Here is a 17,583-nt window from a genome sequence, read left to right as displayed (position 1 = left end):
CTTCCAACCAGCCGTGCTCACAATGTTTCCTCCTTGGCGATCATCACATCGACACGGCGGTTCTTGGCGCGGCCTTCCGGCGTCGCATTGTCGGCGATTGGCTCGTCCTCGCCCTTGCCGTCGACCGTCAGTCGCGAAGGATCGCTGAACTTCGGTGCCATCATTGTTTCGACAGCCTTCGCCCTGGCGACGGAAAGATCGAAGTTGGACTTGAACGGGCTCGATTTCCGCGGCTTCACATTGTCCGTATGGCCGACAATCCTGATTGGTCCGCGCTCGGGTTCCAGGGCCGCGGCGATATCGGCGGCAATGGGCTGGAACTCCGGCTTCGCCTCGGCCCTGCCGGACTGGAACAGCAGGAGATTGTTGATTTCGACCACGATGAAGTCGCCCTTCGTGCCGATGGTCAGCCCGCCGCCTTCGACTTCCTTGGCCAGTGCCGAACGGATGCGGTCGATCTGCGTGGTTGTGGCGGCGGGTGGGACGACTTTCGCCGGCTCCGCCAATGGGGCCACGCTGGCCCGTTCGATGGCGATCGGCGTCGATGGGTTGAGCGCCAGCAATTCACCGGCGGCGGCGTCTCCTTCGTTGGTGATGAAGACCCGAAGTGCGAAGAATGCAGCAGTCAGCAGCGCCGACGCGGCTGCCGCAACGACCCAGAGCGGCACGCGTGTCGACGACTGCGTCATGGTCGACGCCAGGCCCTGCCAGCGGGGCGAGATGTCCGCGTCCGCGCGTGCCCTGAAATAGCGAAGCGTTTCGTAGACGTCGCGCCGAACACGTTCGAGATTGGTATCTTCGCGTGTCAGGCCTCGATATTGGCCCTCGAACCCCAGCGACAGGCAGACATGCATCAGTTCGAGCAGATCGTAATGTGCCTCGGGACTGGCCAGGACCTTGTTCAGCGCTTCGAAGAAGCCTGTGCCGCTGGGCTCGACGTGAAAGAACTGCGACAGCATGCTGTGCCGCGCCCAAGCGTCTTTCCGTGGCCAAGGCAGGTTGCCGATCAGATCGTCAGCGGTTTCGCAGAGGACATATTTCGCAATCCGCGCATCCTCTTCGGCAACACCTGATTTCTCCAGGGCCCTGTCGAACCTATCAATCGCCTCGGCGACATGTTCGGCCAACGGCTCGGCCTGTCTCTCGACGGCGATAAGCCTGAGTTGGCCCAACAGCATCAGCAACGGTGCGGCCGCGGCAAGGATCGGGTTTGTCGCGGAATATCTGACACTGTCCGTGGCATTGAGCAGGGTCTGCTGCCGCAGAGCTGACGCCAGCGCCGCCTTGGAAGCGCCGCCTCCTACAGCAACGGAAGGAGCTCCTTGATAAATCACGGTCCCGGATGTCCAGCCCGGCGGTGTATGCCGGCCGACGCCGGGATCGAACACTGTCGAATCCTTGATCTGCGAGGTCTGCCCGCCATCCGCGACGGGCTCCTGAGCGACTGGCGCCGGTTTTCGCTCGCGCCGTGGAGGAGCGCGAATGACGGTCTTGCCCGCCGGGCCGAAAGGATCGTCTTTCGAGCTCATGGCCGATCGTCCGTGCAGGCGGTGTGCCCGCTACTGGGCGAGGCAGACGCAAAACGGTTTCTCGTCGGGTGGAGGAAATGCAATCTCTGCCGACCCTGGCAATGCCCGGAGGAAGGTCGGCTATATCTTACTATCCCGCCGAAAGATGACATTTGCCGCAGACCCCCAGGTCGATCAGCCTTACCCGCTTAGCGAAGTGTCGTATGTGATCGTAATCGCAGAAACTCTCGATTGGAACCGGATGCCGCGCACCGAAGAGGTTTTCTTCAGCACCGCATCCCCTTTGGACCGGTCTATTTTTGCTTGTCTGCCTTGGCATAGGCTTCGCTGAAATAGGCCAGGAATATGTCCAGCATGCCGTTCTCGTGGGCTTCCTCCATGGTTCGCCAAGTCGAAACAAAAGCGTCCCAGGCCTGACTTTTCTTCGACGAGAACGACGTCGGCGGGAGTTTCCTTCCGATCGCTTCGGGAGACAGGTCGTCAAGCAGCCGCGACAGCGCGGCTTGCATGGCGGCATAGGTGGCGAATTCGTGCGTCTTGAGATCGCGGAATGCATCTTCGATGCTGCGCCTGGCTCCAAGATAGCCGGCCCTGCGACGGGCGAACATGATTTCGAGGATGTCGTCGGTTCCCGGAACGAACTTCAGGGGATTGTTGTCGGCGGCGCTGATCATCGTTCGTTGTGTGCTCTTGGCCAGCATTTTCGCGGCCGCGCGCGCTTTCAAAAGCATGGCCAGCTCCTCGACCACTGTGCGCAGGACCGCGCCGATTTCGGCGGCAACTTCATGCAGGTCGCGCGATTGAAGCAATTCCGGCGAGATGCCGGCCGCGATCGCGATTTCCCGCAGCACCTCGTCTCTGGTCGAGGGGAGAGGCGGTTGCGACGAGAGCGCCCGAGCTGGAACCCGCTGCTCGGACTGTTGCTCCGATGGAGTGAAGAACGGCTCGGCGGCGAATTCCAGCGGTCGGCCTGTCGCGGCCGGCATTTCTCGTTGTGTCGAACCGTGGCTGGGACGACCTGTCGAGGCGCGCTCGTCGTCGATCGATACGAAGAGGACATAGCGGCCGATCAGGACGCGGTCGCCATGGCTCAACCGATGCGGGGCGGTCATGCGCTGGCTCGATCCGTTGATGTAGGTTCCGTTGCGCGAGACATCGTGCAACCAGAACGCGCCTGCCTCGTATCGAACCTCGCAGTGACGGCCGGAGATGAACTTGTCCGGGTCCGGCAAGGTCCAGTCACAAGCCTCGCGTCCGATTTCGAAGCCGCGATCTCGCGCCGAGTAGCCGGTCGGGACATCCGCGGGCAAGGCGTCGATATTGTTGATTTGCAGATTGATGTACATCCAGGATCGCCGTCGAGCGCTGACCGATACCTCACCATACTAGCAGTTTGCGGGTGCGACAGGACAGCAGCGTTTCGAGCTGATGCATTGACAGGACGAGGTTCGGTGACTGTGTGTCCTCTCTGGTCAGCAGGACAATATGTGGTAGGCTCAATATGATCCGGTGTGGCGCATCCGAAAAGCTCCCGAGCGTGATTTAGTTAATATAGCGGGAACTTCAAATCCACCACGCTGGCGGCCGCGTCCAGGAGGGGCACGACCCATGCCGAACGAACGTGCCACGATCGTGCAGACGCCGGTTGGCGCCGAGCTGTTGACCTTCACGCATCTTGTCGGTCGCGATGAGATCAGCCGTTGTTTGGCCTATACGGTCGGGTTCGTCAGCCCCAGCCCCGATATCGATCCGCTGAAGATGCTGGGGGGCGTCGTTTCGGTCGAAGGTGAATCCGATCCGAAACGTTGGTTCAGCGGCCTTGTGTCCGAGTTTCGCTTGACCCGCATCGAGGATCGACTGGCCTACTACGAGGCGGTCGTCAGGCCATGGCTCTGGTTTCTCGGCAACACCACCGATTGCCGTATTTTCCAGAACAAGAGCGTCGTCGACATCGTCAAGGACGTTTTCAAGAAATACAGCACGGCGGAATTCGATCTGCGTCTGCAGGGATCCTACCCTCCGCGCGAATACTGCGTGCAATATGACGAGACCGATCTGGATTTCGTACAGCGGCTGCTCGAGCATGAAGGCATCCTGTATTTTTTCGAGCATGACGAGGGCAAACACACGCTTGTCCTGACCGATGCGATGAGCAAGCTGAAGCCGGCGCCGGGCTACGAGAAAGTACCCTATCACTTTGAAGGGCAGGGCTCCCGGCGCGATGTCGAATACATCACCGAATGGATCCCAGGCAGTTCGGTGCGCCCGGGCGCCTATGCCCACACCGATTATGATTTCAAGAAGCCGGGCGCCGACCTTATGGCCAAGTCGGCGCAGCCTTTCGGTCACAAGCTGGCTGCAGGCGAGAACTACCGCCAGCCCGGCGCGCATCTCGAAGTCGGCCGGGGCGACAACCTTGCCGCGATCCGGCGCGAGGAAATCCAGGCTGTCCACCAGCGCATAGCTGCGGTCGGTACCGTGCGCGGGCTGTATTCGGGCTGCACGTTCAAGTTGGATGGCTTTCCGCGCGAAGACCAGAACCAGGAGTATCTGGTGGTCAGTGCCGAATACAGGCTGTTCGATCCGGGATACAGAAGCCATGCCGACGTCGACAGCGAGAACTTCAAGGTGATCCTCGGCGTGGCGCCGACCGCCTTGCCCTATCGTCCGCCGCGGATCACACCACGACCGATCATGCGTGGGCCCCAGACGGCAACGGTGGTCGGCCCAACCGGGCAGGAAATATTCACCGACAAATACGCACGGGTGAAGGTGCAGTTCCACTGGGACCGCCTGGGCAAGAAGGACGAGAACAGCTCCTGTTTCGTGCGGGTCTCACAGACCTGGGCCGGCAGCGGCTGGGGCTTCATCCAGATACCGCGCATCGGCCAGGAGGTGATCGTCGACTTCATTGAAGGCGACCCTGACCTGCCGATTATCACCGGCCGGGTCTACAATGCCTCGCAGATGCCGCCCTATGGGCTGCCGGCCAGTGCCACGCAATCCGGCTGGAAGTCGAACTCCTCGCTCGGTGGCGGCGGCTACAACGAGCTGATGTTCGAGGACAAGGCCGGCTCCGAACTGGTCAATTTCCAGGCGCAGAAGGATCACCACCTTCTGATCAAGCATGACCGCACCAAGCTGGTGCAGCACGATCAGTCGGATCGCATCGATCACGACGCCAAGCATTCCGTCGGCCACAACCTCGACGAGGACGTCGGCAACAACAAGACGGTCAAGGTCGGCGTCGACCAGACCACCAATATCGGCAACAACGACACCGAGACGGTGGGCGTCGATCGCTCGCTGACGGTGGGGTCGAACGAGACGATCAATATCGGGTCGAACTCCACCGAGACAATCGGCGCCAATCACACCCAGACCGTCGCGATCGTCCAGACGGTGAGCGTTGGCGCGGCCCGGGTCGATTCGGTCGGAGCATCCGAAACCCGAACCGTGGGTGCGGTGCAGACGAATACGATCGGCGCGTCGCGGAGCGTCACAGTGGGTGCAGGGCAGAGCCATAGCATTGGTGCGGACGACGCCTGGTCGGTGGGCGCGAACCAGAGCGTGCAAGTGGCGGCGGATCAAAGTTTCAATGTCGGCGGGGCCCATTCCTCGAAGGTCGGCAAAGGGCGAGACGCCAAAATAGCCGAGGACGACGCGACCGATGTCGGCGGCGCGCGCTCGCTGAAGATAGCCAAGGGAAGCCTTGTCGAGATTGGCGAGGACGGCGCCATCAAGATCGGCAAGGATTTGTTGATCGAGGCCGGCGACTCTATCGTAATCAAATGCGGCTCGGCGGCGATCTCGATGAAGAAGGACGGCACCATCAATATCGAAGGCAAGGACATTTCCGTCAAAGGCTCGGGCAAGATCAACGTGAAGGCTTCAGGCGACATCACGATGAAAGGTTCGGAGATCAAGCAGAATTGAGGGCGGCAGGATGACCAAGACCCGAAAGCGGATCGAAGGGGTGATAATCGGAGTTTTTCTCGGCTTCGATGACGAAGCACCGCTCGTCGTATTCCCGGGCAATACAAGGGAGACCGCAGTAAGAGCCCGAAGCCTTGCCGAGATGAGTTCGGATATGATCGGCTCCGAGGTCGCGCTCCTGTTTGAAGACGGAGATGTTGGTCGACCACTGATTGTGGGGCGCATAGTAGAGCCAAGCCGCAAGCCGCGGGCGCAAGTCATAAGCGATGGCGAACAGGTAAGGATAGTGGGTGAAGAACGAATAGAATTGCGCTGCGGCAAGGCCACCATCATCATGGAAAAAGACGGCCATATCATCATCCGCGGCACATACGTCACGAGCCACGCAAGCGCCACCAACCGTATCCGTGGCGGCTCGGTGAACCTGAACTGATGGCAGCGCCGGTCCTGCGCGAGATCGTCCGGCAGCATGCCGAAATGGCGGCGTTTCTATGGACGATCTACGACCACCACCTGCTCCACCCTGAGGAAAATCCGGAGATGGACGAAGTACGCCTTGCCCGCTTGATTGAAAGGCTGGAGGCCCATCTGGATGGTTTGCGGGTAGCCGGAGATCAGGGTCGAAAAATTGCGCAGGAGCGCTTTGAGGAGTTCGCGGACGCCGGTGAACTGTTCGTGTTGCGGATGCTGGCCGCACCAAAACCGATCCAGGTTGTGGATCTGGACCTTCCCAAGGTTAGAGAATATCTGGCGGTGACGCTGAAACAGAACCGATAATCCGCCATCCTACCGATAATCCGCCATCCTAAAGCGTGTCGCCCAAAAGTGGCCCCGGTTTTGGGGGAACGACATGCATGAAAACAAAGACCTAAAGCGCGGTGCCTGAATCCATTCAAGCGCGACGCGCTTTAGCGGTAGTTGTTGATGTCGACCGTTCGAAGGAAGATATTGCCGTCATAGCCCATTTCGAAACCGGACCAGTCGGTGCCGTCGAACAGAAAGAATTCGTGCCAGCCTGCAACAACAAGAAATTCCTCCGTCGCGGTCATGGTAAAACCCTGTTCCGTTTCGAGCAGAGGCACGAGCTCGCGTCCCTTCTGCACCGAAACGCCGTAGCTCATATCCGACCAGTAGCGTTTGCCGCGAAACTCGCAGATATCGTAATAGTCGACCTCGTCGGCCTTCAAGGCAATCAGCTCGCTGTCACGCAACTCGTAGGCTGCCCCGTTCGCGCCGCCGAGATAGACCTCACCCTGAGGTCCGGCCAGGACGGTGTTGAAATTCTCCTCGACACCCACCTCGATACGGTTCCAACGCCGCCCGTCGAGTTTCAGGAGAAGCCCGCGGTCGCCGGCGCAATAGATCGGACTTCCGTCACGGCCGTGGATATCGTTGAGCACGGCTTCGTCGAAGGTCTCCAACTGCCCCCATCGGCCTCGCTCACGCAGATAGCTTACGCCAAGATCTCCGATCGCAAAGATCTGGTCGTGCGACGGGGCCCACAGGCGCGTCAGCGCGCCTTCGGGCAGGTCCGTGCGTGATGCCGAGCCCGGCGGTAGGTCGTGGATGATCCCTCCAAGTTCAAGGGCGACATGGTCTTGCGGCCCGAAACTGACATGGGACCGGATCGCGTCCTCGATCTGAAGCCGTGCATTGAAACGAATGGTCGCCCCAAGCTCGATTTCTAGAAGATAGGACCGGCTGAATTCATCATCGGGATCGCTCAGTTCGAAACTGGCGCTGAAGCGATTGCCGCCGTGATGATATCCGTCCACGGCCTGGACATCGATTTCCTCCGGGTCAAAGTCGGCGATGGTTTCGGGCTCACGCATCACTTTTTCCTTATCGGTTTGGCCAGTATCTGGGCGGGGGTCGGTTTCGGGGCTCTGGCGCAATCAATGAGGTAGTCGATGAGCACAAGCTTCAGGCATTCGAGCGCGTCGTCCTTCTCCTTCTTGGTGCAGCTCTGCAGCTTCTCGTGATGGTCGCCGACAGCCTGCTGCACCTCCTTGATCGCATCGCCCAAAGTCGGACTGCGCTTCTTCTTCAGGAAATCGCGCACTTTCTTTGTCTTTTTGTTGTGCGGCGAGCCGCGTTTCGACCCGGAGCCGGATTTGCGGTATCCGGTCTTGGTTTTCTTGTAGGATTCCATGCAGATGCAAGGCGCGGTGTCGACGTCGTAACTTCCCCAGCCGGAATAGTTCTCGCCGCCGCGACTCTTCTGGAACATCTGATTTTCGAAGCAGTGTTCGGATTCCGTTGGGTGCACACAATCGGAATCCTTGTGTTGATGCACATATATCCCAACGTTATTTAAAATCGTTGCACAGTCCTGCCCGTTAACAGTTATGGCGGCCGTGTGCGGCCATGTAACCGTATTGCCAATCGGCGATGCATGGTTATTTGTGGCAAGATCTGTCATGCGTATGACAGGTTCGCCATCAAACTTCACGTCATTAGACCATGAGTTGAAATACCCCTTTCCGGTATTTTTCGATGTGATGACGCCTTTCTTCGCGGCACAGCCAGCCTCCGTCCCGGACGTTCTGGACAGGTCGGATTTGTTCTTGATGTTGACGGTCTTGCCGCCGATCTTGACGGTGCCGGTCCCTTGCTCGGTGTCGCTGCCCAATCCGAAACTAGGATAGGGGATGGGCACGCCAGGCGGCGTTGCCGGGTTTTCAGGAGGTGTGAAGCAAACATCCGGGAACGCGGCGATTGTCTGGGCGTTCACGGCTTTGCCGGAAATTTCCAGGCCGTTGGCAAACACCCCGCCCACTACGCCGCCCTCGATGCCACGATGGCTGCGCCGCAGGCTCCGGCATCGTTCGATACCTCGATCAAGACCGGATTTCCGGCAGCATAGCCTTTGCGTGCTGCGGTGAAAGCCATGCCAAGCATGAGCGGCACCACGGCGGCTCCGACATTGCCGAGAGATTCGCCTGGCGACCAGATGTCCTGAAACTCATGCCTTCCTCGCAGCAAGCGCAGGCTGGCAAGCGCGCTTTGCTTGAACCAGTACTGTTCTCCTACGAGATCAGCGATCCGGTACCCGAGTCGGTTCATTTCGATACCGGTTTCTTCTAATGCCGCCCGATAGGCCGCCGTCATGCCGTCACCGCGCAAAGGCAAATCTTCCGTGTTGTAGATCGATGCATTTTCGCGAGAGAGCCCAACCCCAAATAGTCGAAGTCCGCCCTGTCGACCTTGGGTGCAAATGACCGCCGCCGCCGCCTCCCCAGGTATGAACCCGTTCGGATTTTGAGGCGTGAGGAGGCGATTGCACGAGAGATAGTACGTGATTGTCTGGCTTGTCAGATAACTATCGACGCCAGCAATCACCACAAAGGGCACGTCGCCCGACGCGAGCAGCCGGCGAGCATGTTCCAATGCGACAACGCCGGCAGGTCGTCCATGCGCTATTATCCTGGAGCGTGCATGCGGTTCGACCTCAACGATTTCGGCAACGCTTCTAAGCAAAGCGGAATTGTCGCCGACGGCTCGGCCGGGCCGCTCCTCCTCGGGAAGGCATAAAATCAGTGCCGTTTGGCCGCGTGCTTCCGGCACGCTTTCGAACGCTTCGCAAATAGCGCCAGCCGCCAGATGCGCCATGCGCCTGTCGCCAACCCAATTGCGCGGTAACGCGATGGGGGCACCGGTTAGCCACTCGCCGGCGGAGCCCCGAAATCGCGTTTGCTGGAAACCGTCGAGCCTTGCGCGCATCGCCGCGCAAGCTGACGGCGCGTCGAGGCCGACAGCCGTAACCATGCCTATCGAGACGATGTCGAGTTGCGCACTCATGCGTCTTCATTCTCTCGTGCGGGCGTGATGCGGCTGACACGAACGTATTGTTTTCCCTTGAGCCTGGCTCTCAGCATGGCCGGCGTTGGCGGACCTACCCAGCACTCCGAGAAATCGAGGATTGTCTTGTGAATGCGCTGCGAGAGGCGCCAGACCAGCGAGAAGCGGCGTCTTTCCGGGTCAAGCAGAACAGTGTCTGGAAATATATCGGCCTCATAGGCCTTCTGCCTGCCCTTGAACAATGTCATCGGCAATGCCGTCGACGGCAGGCGAAAACTTACCCGCCCCTCAGGTATCAGGTTCACCAGAACCACCTCTTCGCCGCCTCGCGGATGGTCGATCTGCTGGTCGGCCGGCGCCATCTGGAAATAGCGCTCGTCGAAGTCCGGCGGCAGGAACGGAAAGATGTTCTTGGTCCAGTTGTCGTCATAGGTGCCGCCATATTCGATCCGGCCCGGCCAGCCGCGACCCATCGGCCCGAAACTCATCGGCTTGTAATCGCCAAATGGCGAGCGGATCTCTTCGCCGACTGCCTGGGTGTTCGGCAGCCGCAGGCCTGGAATAAGGCGCTGGTTCCTGGTGCGCGACCAGCCGGTTCCGACCGGGTTGTATTTGTAGCTGGCCGGCAGCTTGTCCTCCGGATCCAGCCTGTCGACGCCACCCCAGGCGACGTCATAGGAGATGGGCAGTTTCAGGAAGGGTTGCGGCGCTGTAGCGGTAAACACCGGGCCGATGGAGCGCCATTCGCGGTGGCCGACGACCTCGAACAGTTTTGACCAATTGCCAACCTTGATACCAACCGGCACGCGCTCCGCCGGACGCCCGCCCGGTGCGAAGGCGCAGCCATTGGCGATGACGTCGCAGCGTGGTTTGCGGAAGGCGAAGTCAGTCTCCCACAGCGTGGCCGAGTAGCCAGGCACGCCGGTTTGTGTGTCGGCCATTACCAGCGGCATCTGGTCCGCCGATTTTTGCACCAATCCGCCTAGCTTGGCCGGGAAATCGAACGTGCCTTTGACGACCACGACTATCCACTCATGGCCGGCCTTGTCCATGCCCATGGTGAAGTGGTGCGGATAGCCCATCTGGTTCCAGATCTGCATCAGCTGGTCTCCCAACTGCCGGCGAGTATCTGTTCCAGCGTCGTTTGAGGCGATTGCGGATCGATGTCGAAAATGTCCGAACGGGCGGTCCACATCACCATGCCGCTGATGATCTCGCCGTCCGGCTCGACGGGCGGCACCGGCAGTGCGGCCAGCGCGGCATCGAATTCGTCGGGCGTCAGTTCGCCGTGCTGGGCGGCGATGGCCGCTTCTTCGATCCCGGCAAACCACGCCTCGGCGTCAGCCAGCCGAACCGGGGCTTCAGCAAGCTGTGCGACGACGCTCAAGGGGAATTGCCTGCCGACCCTGTCGGCGCTCTGCAGTATGATGCCCGCCGATGCGCCGAAGCAAGCCGGGCCAGCCAGAAAGCGCAGTGCGGTTGTGCCTGGCCAGAATTCCGAGCCGAACAGCGGGACGAGATGCTGCGCCAGCCAGCGGTCCCAGCCGCGAACAAAGTCACCCGACAGCCGCCGTGTCACGAAATCGCCGGTGGCGGGCATTTTTCCGTAAAAGCCGGGCAGGTTCATATCTGCGGTGGACATGAGAATTTCTTGAACATTTGCAGATTGTAGGGATTTTCGACGCTGGCGGCCTTGAGCTCGAAATCGGCGTACATGCCTTTCGTCCCCAGGCGCAGGCTGTAGACATCGGACAGCGAAGTCCCGGTGAATCGGCCGCTGCGCAGCATCCTCAGCCACGCCCAGCTGCCGGTCTCGTTCAGCATGATTTCGGGTGAGCCGTCGATGGGCTGGAAGGCGAGGGAGATGACCCCGGTGCCGTCCTTGCCGGGCCAGGTCATCGGTTGCGGCCGCGTCGCGTTGTTGAAATAGACGAGGGTCTGGCCATCGAGATTGAGCGTCACACGCGTGACGTTCGGAGACAGGTCTTTCGGTTCGAGCGTGAAGCTCATCACCGGTCCGGTACCACCGGGAAAGAGATCATCGCGTATCCGCCTGGCCTGCTCGAACGCCGCCAGCGCCGAAGGGTCGAGGCCAAAGTCGGCACGCCATTTCCACGGCTGGCTGGCGGTGTCTACATAGCTGATCAAATGGTCGTTGATGAAGGCATCGATCAGGCCCGCCGGTCCGAACAGGCGGGCGAAGTCGCGGACATTGACGTCCACCGCACTTTCCGGACTGAATGGATAGCGGTCGTTCAGCGCTGCCTGGCAGAAAGGCAGTATGTCCGCCCGCCAGATGGCGTTGAGCTCCGAAGTGACCGCCTTCTGAGTCAAATTGCTGGTGTCACCGGCAATTCCGCCCAGCCAACTGCTGATAGGGTCCGGCAGGATCTGTGCCTGCCTGGCCACCGCACCCGTCAGTTCGGCAAGGCCGCCTTGCTTCTTAATGGCATCCTGGGGGTCGGGATTGGCGGTGACCGTCTGCAACACGTTGGACAGCGCCGTCAGAGCCACCACCGCGGCGTCGAGTGCTGGCGGCTGGCCGTCGACCTCGGCAATAGCACCTTTGAGCGGCTTGAAGTGTTCGGCCACCAGGTTCCCGGTAAGATCCACCTCGTCAGCTGAGCCCGCGCGTGGAAGCAGCTTTGCCCCCGTTTTGACGATCTTGCCGAGCTTGCCGAGTTTGCCGAGCAGTTTCGAGCCGCCCTTGGCCGCCGCCTTGTCGTCGGCCGGCGCTTCATCGGACCGGGTAAGCTCGGTCTCCTGAACGACTGCCGTGAGCAGGCGTTTCAGCGCTGAATCGGCGCTGGAAAGATCCTTCAGATTCTCACTGGCGACATTGAGGTCGCTCAACGGCGCCAGCCTCATATCGCGCAGGAAGCTGTCCCACTGTGCGATATAGTCGTCGTAATAGAGCTTCAGGATATCCTCGGACAGCGCCGACACGGACGTTTCGGAGTTCTCGGAGCAGCCTCCGGCGAAGACCGCCCGATCCAGCGCCGCTTGTGCTGCCACATCCTCGATGCGGTCGAGAATGGCGTCGTGGAAGCCGGAATAGGTGAATGCTCCGGAAATGCCGACGCGAAGCGTCTTGTCGGAACGCCGCGCAAACACCTTGCCACCGTTGGGGCCGGCGAAATTGGCCGGGATCCAGTCCTTTAGACCGGCCACCGCCGGATCGGCCAGCAACTGCTTGTAGGCACGCGCCGGCAACGAGATCGTGCACACCGTTTTCAACGCTTCGGCAACCAGGGCCTGGTCGGGTGCGACATAGCTTTCGTCGACCGTCATGCGGCGGATGGCGGCAAGCTGATGCTCTTCGGCATCGGCGGTTGGAAATGGTGCCGCGGCCGCGAATTCGGGCAGGCTGTTCACCCACCAGTTCTGGGCGTAGTCGGGATCCATCTGCGACAGACCGGTCATCATGCGATACGTCTTGAGCGCGCCGAGCATGAAATCCGGATCGCGGATCTGCCGCCACATGGTGGCCTCGAGAAGGGCCACCATGTGCGGCTCAAGCACGTTGCGCAGGGCGTGATCGTAGGTGTCGGTCTGAGCCCGCACCAGTTCCGCCGAGGCCGATGGCCCCAGCAGATCCTGCGCTGCTGCTGGTGGAGCGGTGCGGGCATTCGCTACCGCGTCCATCGCCTCGAGCGCGCCGTCGATGGCAGGCTGCTGCACCGATGCCGAATTTGCGGCAGCCGAGGTCAGCGGCGTCTGCAGCGCTTCGAACTGGCTTGCCTGGGCCGAGATCGCATTGCGGTTGTCGTAGTAGGACCAGGCAAACACCGCACTGGCCAACAAGCCTGCAGCGGCACAGGCAGCCGCGGCACCGCGCCAAATCCAGGCGCGGCGGCGTTGAGCCAGCGGGTCGAACGTACCGAGGCCTGCTTCCTTGAAGATGACTTCGGTGAGCAGGTTCTTCAAGAAGAAGCTGCGTTTCTCGACCCTTGGTGCGGGCAGGGCCCGCCGTGGCGGAAGACCGAAGGACGACGACAGCGCCGCGGTCAGCCGGTCGATGGGTGCCCCTTCCTGGGTCGCCGATGTCAGATAGAGGCCGCGCAGCCATGCAGCCTCTTCATACCGGCTTTCGCCGAACATTGCCTCGACCAGCACCTGGATCGGTTCGGACAGGCTTGCCAGTTGGGCGGGAAACCGGAAGATCTCGGCGCGGGCGGCGAGTTTTTCCTCATCCTCCAAGCGCGGCACCAGCCGCCGCTCGAGTTCCGTCGCCAGCGTTGAAATCTCGCGTTCGATGATCTTGGCATCCACGCGCGCATCCAGCGCGAAGGTCGTTCCCCATACCTGCTCGCGCGAGGCGGTGGACAGACCGCCAAAGAAGGCCTCGAAACCCTTGATCAGATCGGCCTTGGTCAGCATCAGATAGACCGGAAGGCGGATTTCGAGCCGGTCGTTGAGCTCGGCCAACCGGCGGCGGATCTTGCGGCCATGCGCCTTGATGGCTTCGTCGCCCTCCGAAAGCACATCGATCGAAAGCGCGACGATCACGCCGTTGAGCGCGCGGCGGCCGCGATGCTTCTTCAAAAGGTCGAGGAAGCCCAGCCATTCCGCCGCGTCGACATCGGGCTGGCTCTCCTGCTGGACATAGCGGCCGGCGGTATCGATCAGAACCGCGTTTTCGGAAAAGAACCAGTCGCAGTTGCGCGTGCCGCCGACCCCTTGCAGGTCGTCCGTGAGGTCGATCGGAAAATTCAGTCCGGACTGCCTCAGAGCCGTGGTCTTGCCGGTGGCTGGCGGCCCGACGATCACATACCAGGGCATCTCGCGCAGAAACTTGCGTCCGCCCAGCTTGCGGCGCTTCAGTTCGGCCATCACCTCGGCGAACTTGGCACCCACGGCCGCGACGTTCTCTTCGCCGGGGCTCAGCGGCTTTTCCACCGCAGGCGCGGCGATCTCCGCGACGAACAGCCGGTTGGCGCGGATCGCCCGGCGCTGGGCGACGATCAGCCAGATCAGCCAGAAGATGACCAGCAGCGCGATGATGACGATGCGCACATTTTCAGAGGCGAACGGTTCGTAGGGACCGATCCTGACGATCGGACCGAACACCCAGATGACCAGGGAAAGCAGCGTGATGCCGATCAGCGTCCACAGCCAGCGCGATGTCAGAACCGCCCAGAGGAAGCGCAGGATAAACATCTCACAGCCTCTTTTCGACAAGCACCTCGACGCGGCGGTTCAACGCCCGCCCCTGGCGCGTGCTGTCGCTGGCCACTGGATCGGTGGCCGCGCGGCCCTCGGAATGGACGCGGTCCTGAGGCACGCCGTTCTGGACCAGCATGTCGGCAATCGTCTGGGCGCGAGCCTCGGACAGTCGTTGGTTGGTCGACAGCGGATTGGTCTTCTGCAGAGGAACGCTGTCCGTATGGCCGATCACCGTGATGTTCCCGATCAGCTCCTGATTGGCAAGGATCACCTTGGCGATCGAACCGATCAGGGGCTCGAAGCCTTCGGTCAGTTGTGGCCGCGACGACTGGAACAGTTCGGGGTTGGAGGCCTGGACGATCAGTTTGGCCAGCGAAACGCTCTCGGTGCCGCTGAGGGCGGATCGGAGGTCGGCCGGTGCCCCGGCCTGAAATTCCGGCAACAGCGCAAAATCCACTTTCTCTGGTGGCGGGGCCTCGACCTTGGGTGACGTCCGGCTGATGTCGCCGCGTGCAGGCGGCGGCAACGTGCGCACAAGTGCGGAAAGCTCGACCGCCTGGCTGCTCAGTCCCATCGAGAGTCCGATATGGATGGCAGTGGCAACAACCGCCGCACCGAGCGCCATGACCCAGATCGGAACGATGAAGCGCTGCGGCTCGTCGGATGCGATCACGCCCTTCCAGTTTGGCGACAGCGGCGCGCCTTCGGCGTCGGCATCGCGCAGGAAGCGTGCCGCCGCCACGCGAACGGCATTGAGCGAGCGGTCGCCTGACCGCCCAGGCACGCGATATTTGCCGCGAAAGCCGAGCGCCATGCAGTCATACTGCAGTTCCAGCAATTCGCGATCGCGGTTGGGATGGCGTTCCAGTTCGTCCAGACGCGTGAAGAACTGCGTTCCGGCATCCACATCGCCGCGCAGCATGACCACAAGCGGCTGCCGCGGCCAGGCGCTGGCCCCGCCCCATGGCGTGTTCAAAGCCAGATCGTCGAGCAACGCAGCCACGACCCAGGCTGCCTGGTCGGCCCTCTCCATCGAGGACCCTGTCGACATTGCCAGGTCGCGTGCCCGAACCAGTTCTTCGAGCAATCGGGTGCGCAACGCTTCCGGATTCTCCGGCGGCAACGCACTTTCAAGCTCGGGAGCGAACTCGAGCAAGGGCGCGAACGCGTTGACAAGCGCGTTCGGGTGGGTCCGAGACCGCTTTGCCGCCGCGCCCGGCAAGAGTGGCGCCATGGGCCGCGGCATCGGAGCGCCGGTCAATCGTATGCGAGTGCGTTCGCGATCCTCCGACAGTCCGAAAGGATCATCGCGGCTCATGATCTCACCTGTTCACCGAATAGCAGTCCACCTGCGGCTCGCTTGGCAACACACCCGAAACGCCAATGACGAAGCCTGGGGCATCGAGCAGCGACGCCCAGTGCTCGCTTTTCTGGTCAAGCTCGAGACACAGTCGATCGCCATCGTAAGGGATTTCGCGCGGCTGGGAATGAAGCGGTTTCAAAGGAATGCCGGGCAACCGCGATTTCCACAGGCCCTCGAACTGGTCGGCCGAGCCGACCGTCGCCTGATTGACGAATATCTTGCGCAGCGCGTCCTCCGACAGCTCCGAACCGACCCGGATGACGATCCGGCTGGCCACCAGCAGCTTCGGGTTGTCGATGCGGATTTTCCAGACATTGGTCGAATGCCGCATGACAGGCAGCGCACGCGATTTCGGCTCGATGTAACGCAGGCTGAGGATGAGCGAGCGCAGCGCATCCGCCAGCGCCGAATAAGCGAGGCCTGGCGCCATGTGATCATAAGCGGGCAACTCGCCCAGCCGCCGCGCGCTCGATCCGTAGGTAGCCATCGAACCGGCGAGCCCGGCAAGTTCCAGGTAGAGCTCGGCCGGATGGAAGACATCCTGCGCCAGCATGTGGGCCAGCCGCGGGCGCGCCGCATTGGCGAGATTGAGCATCAGCAGATCTTCGACGCTGCGCCCAGGCCCGCCCATGACCATCTTGCCATGCGCCTCCGCGATCTGGTCGAGGCCCGTGACAACCTCCAGAAGCAATTGTCGATACCAGGCCACCGCGCCGGTAACCAGTGTCGGCGGCAGGAAGGTCTCGTCCACGGAGACGCCGCCATCGGCTCGAACCCCCTTGAGGTCGGCTATCGGCAAGGCTGTGTAGCCACCGACCGACTTGCCGGGTGCAAGCAACAGCGCCTGCGGACGGGCGATCTCGATTTCTTCAGGATCTGAACCGCCCTGGACGGCGTCACGCACCGAAACGATCCGTCCGTGATAGCGTGCTCCCGAGGCGGCGGCGTGTGCCGGATCGAAGCCGACACCGCCGGGAGGCTCCAGCGGCAAGGCGACCAGCACCGGCCCGGCGCCCGTGTCTGGGGTGACCAGCAATGGTCGCGGTGCGTCCATCATGTCTGGAATGGAGAAAGGTGTCCCGTCCGGAAAGATGCCCCGTGCGGACAGGATCGAGATCTGGCCGGCATCGAGCAATGCCTGATCCAACGTCAGCTGCTGAAAGCCGAACGTGTGCAGTTGCCCGGCCTGCAACGCGCCGCGCACTGTCGCCTCGAAAAACCGATCCTGCTGCTGGAAATGCTGAGTCCGGAGAAACAGACCTTCGGACCACAACACCCTGTTTGCATCGCTCATGCCGCTACTCTCTGCATTGAGCTCCCCTTGCCTTGGCCGCTAGGCGGAAATGCCGCCGCTGCCAAGCGTGACGTTGACCGTAAATTGTGATCCCGCCGACACTGACTTGGTCGTCCGCCAGTTCCTGCCAGTAGGCTCGCGGATCAGTGCAACGAAGCCCAGCGCCGTCGCATCCGGCTCGACGGTGATGGTTTTGGACGCGGATTTTCCCGGCCCGACGGCGATCTGGTCGGATCCGATGAGGTCGCCTGCGAGTGCAGAGCCGGCATCTCCCTGCAGGGCAAAGTAGTCGGCGGAATTGAACTTGCCGGTGCTGCGCAGCCGCATCACGAGGACCGTCACCGGCCGGTCACCGCCACCTGGTCCCGGATTCATGCCAGCCCCCCCGGTCACATTGATGGTGATCACCGAAGGTTTTGGCGGACCGCTCTGGCAAGCCGCAAGCAGCCCGGTTGCGCCCAGGGCGACGATAAATTCGCGTCGATCGATCATGT

The 17,583-nt window shown here is 61.5% G+C and carries 14 protein-coding genes; 3 read left to right on the top strand and 11 right to left on the bottom strand.

Features of this window, described 5'->3' with window-relative positions:
- Nucleotides 1–17: 17 nt before the first annotated feature.
- On the bottom strand, nucleotides 18–1,529 hold the full coding sequence (gene tssL, locus ASD12_RS03000; protein ID WP_056581807.1) for a type VI secretion system protein TssL, long form: 1,512 nt from the start codon (nucleotides 1,527–1,529) through the stop codon (nucleotides 18–20).
- Nucleotides 1,530–1,822: 293 nt separating this feature from the next.
- Nucleotides 1,823–2,875 (bottom strand): type VI secretion system-associated FHA domain protein TagH, encoded by a 1,053-nt coding sequence (gene tagH, locus ASD12_RS02995; RefSeq protein WP_056581806.1) that lies wholly within the window; start codon nucleotides 2,873–2,875, stop codon nucleotides 1,823–1,825.
- A 262-nt stretch (nucleotides 2,876–3,137) separates the two neighbouring features.
- Here tagH and tssI point away from each other — a divergent pair, with 262 nt between their 5' ends.
- The 3 genes from tssI to ASD12_RS02980 are packed head-to-tail and all read left to right on the top strand — an operon-like array spanning nucleotide 3,138 to nucleotide 6,242.
- Nucleotides 3,138–5,465: a type VI secretion system tip protein TssI/VgrG gene (gene tssI, locus ASD12_RS02990; protein ID WP_056581805.1), complete on the top strand. Its 2,328-nt coding sequence runs from the start codon at nucleotides 3,138–3,140 to the stop codon at nucleotides 5,463–5,465.
- A gap of 10 nt (nucleotides 5,466–5,475) precedes the next feature.
- Nucleotides 5,476–5,898, top strand: a complete 423-nt coding sequence (locus tag ASD12_RS35115; protein WP_056581804.1) for a DUF6484 domain-containing protein — start codon at nucleotides 5,476–5,478, stop codon at nucleotides 5,896–5,898.
- A complete protein-coding gene (locus tag ASD12_RS02980) occupies nucleotides 5,895–6,242 on the top strand; it encodes a hypothetical protein (RefSeq protein ID WP_156398526.1) in 348 nt (115 codons plus the stop codon). Before ASD12_RS35115 ends, ASD12_RS02980 begins: the two co-directional genes overlap by 4 nt.
- Before the next feature lie 131 nt (nucleotides 6,243–6,373).
- Here the strand turns inward: ASD12_RS02980 and ASD12_RS02975 are convergent, their stop codons facing one another.
- The 9 genes from ASD12_RS02975 to tssJ are packed head-to-tail and all read right to left on the bottom strand — an operon-like array spanning nucleotide 6,374 to nucleotide 17,581.
- Nucleotides 6,374–7,360, bottom strand: a complete 987-nt coding sequence (locus ASD12_RS02975) for a hypothetical protein (RefSeq protein WP_162252197.1) — start codon at nucleotides 7,358–7,360, stop codon at nucleotides 6,374–6,376.
- Nucleotides 7,297–8,244, bottom strand: a complete 948-nt coding sequence (locus ASD12_RS02970; RefSeq protein ID WP_056581801.1) for a DUF4150 domain-containing protein — start codon at nucleotides 8,242–8,244, stop codon at nucleotides 7,297–7,299. Before ASD12_RS02970 ends, ASD12_RS02975 begins: the two co-directional genes overlap by 64 nt.
- On the bottom strand, nucleotides 8,244–9,266 hold the full coding sequence (locus tag ASD12_RS02965) for a 3-oxoacyl-ACP synthase (RefSeq protein ID WP_056581800.1): 1,023 nt from the start codon (nucleotides 9,264–9,266) through the stop codon (nucleotides 8,244–8,246). The genes ASD12_RS02970 and ASD12_RS02965 overlap by 1 nt, the downstream gene beginning before the upstream one ends.
- The gene (locus tag ASD12_RS02960; RefSeq protein WP_056581799.1) at nucleotides 9,263–10,366 is read right to left on the bottom strand and encodes a DUF2169 domain-containing protein; all 1,104 of its coding nucleotides are present in this window, start codon (nucleotides 10,364–10,366) and stop codon (nucleotides 9,263–9,265) included. The genes ASD12_RS02965 and ASD12_RS02960 overlap by 4 nt, the downstream gene beginning before the upstream one ends.
- Entirely contained in the window at nucleotides 10,366–10,908 is a 543-nt protein-coding gene (gene tagF / locus ASD12_RS02955; RefSeq protein WP_244482712.1) for a type VI secretion system-associated protein TagF, read from the bottom strand. The genes ASD12_RS02960 and tagF overlap by 1 nt, the downstream gene beginning before the upstream one ends.
- Complete coding sequence (gene tssM, locus ASD12_RS02950) at nucleotides 10,890–14,426, bottom strand: type VI secretion system membrane subunit TssM (RefSeq protein WP_056581797.1); 3,537 nt, start codon at nucleotides 14,424–14,426, stop codon at nucleotides 10,890–10,892. The genes tagF and tssM overlap by 19 nt, the downstream gene beginning before the upstream one ends.
- Before the next feature lies 1 nt (nucleotide 14,427).
- The gene (gene icmH, locus ASD12_RS02945; protein ID WP_056581796.1) at nucleotides 14,428–15,750 is read right to left on the bottom strand and encodes a type IVB secretion system protein IcmH/DotU; all 1,323 of its coding nucleotides are present in this window, start codon (nucleotides 15,748–15,750) and stop codon (nucleotides 14,428–14,430) included.
- Nucleotides 15,751–15,754: 4 nt separating this feature from the next.
- Nucleotides 15,755–17,089 (bottom strand): type VI secretion system baseplate subunit TssK, encoded by a 1,335-nt coding sequence (gene tssK, locus ASD12_RS02940; RefSeq protein ID WP_056581795.1) that lies wholly within the window; start codon nucleotides 17,087–17,089, stop codon nucleotides 15,755–15,757.
- 39 nt (nucleotides 17,090–17,128) lie between these two features.
- On the bottom strand, nucleotides 17,129–17,581 hold the full coding sequence (tssJ, locus tag ASD12_RS02935) for a type VI secretion system lipoprotein TssJ (protein ID WP_056581794.1): 453 nt from the start codon (nucleotides 17,579–17,581) through the stop codon (nucleotides 17,129–17,131).
- Nucleotides 17,582–17,583 lie beyond the last annotated feature (2 nt).

Source organism: Mesorhizobium sp. Root102 (assembly GCF_001425625.1).
GTDB lineage: Bacteria > Pseudomonadota > Alphaproteobacteria > Rhizobiales > Rhizobiaceae > Mesorhizobium.
The sequence above is the reverse complement of the archived record's forward strand: the minus strand, read 5'-3'. Positions and strand labels throughout refer to the sequence as shown.

Coding starts and splice junctions, on each gene's coding strand:
- ASD12_RS02960 (WP_056581799.1), bottom strand. CDS start 10,366: ATGCAGATCTGGAACCAGATGGGCTATCCGCACCACTTCACCATGGGC.
- icmH (WP_056581796.1), bottom strand. CDS start 15,750: ATGAGCCGCGATGATCCTTTCGGACTGTCGGAGGATCGCGAACGCACT.
- ASD12_RS02965 (WP_056581800.1), bottom strand. CDS start 9,266: ATGAGTGCGCAACTCGACATCGTCTCGATAGGCATGGTTACGGCTGTC.
- tssM (WP_056581797.1), bottom strand. CDS start 14,426: ATGTTTATCCTGCGCTTCCTCTGGGCGGTTCTGACATCGCGCTGGCTG.
- tagF (WP_244482712.1), bottom strand. CDS start 10,908: ATGTCCACCGCAGATATGAACCTGCCCGGCTTTTACGGAAAAATGCCC.
- tssL (WP_056581807.1), bottom strand. CDS start 1,529: ATGAGCTCGAAAGACGATCCTTTCGGCCCGGCGGGCAAGACCGTCATT.
- tagH (WP_056581806.1), bottom strand. CDS start 2,875: ATGTACATCAATCTGCAAATCAACAATATCGACGCCTTGCCCGCGGAT.
- tssK (WP_056581795.1), bottom strand. CDS start 17,089: ATGAGCGATGCAAACAGGGTGTTGTGGTCCGAAGGTCTGTTTCTCCGG.
- tssI (WP_056581805.1), top strand. CDS start 3,138: ATGCCGAACGAACGTGCCACGATCGTGCAGACGCCGGTTGGCGCCGAG.
- ASD12_RS35115 (WP_056581804.1), top strand. CDS start 5,476: ATGACCAAGACCCGAAAGCGGATCGAAGGGGTGATAATCGGAGTTTTT.
- tssJ (WP_056581794.1), bottom strand. CDS start 17,581: ATGATCGATCGACGCGAATTTATCGTCGCCCTGGGCGCAACCGGGCTG.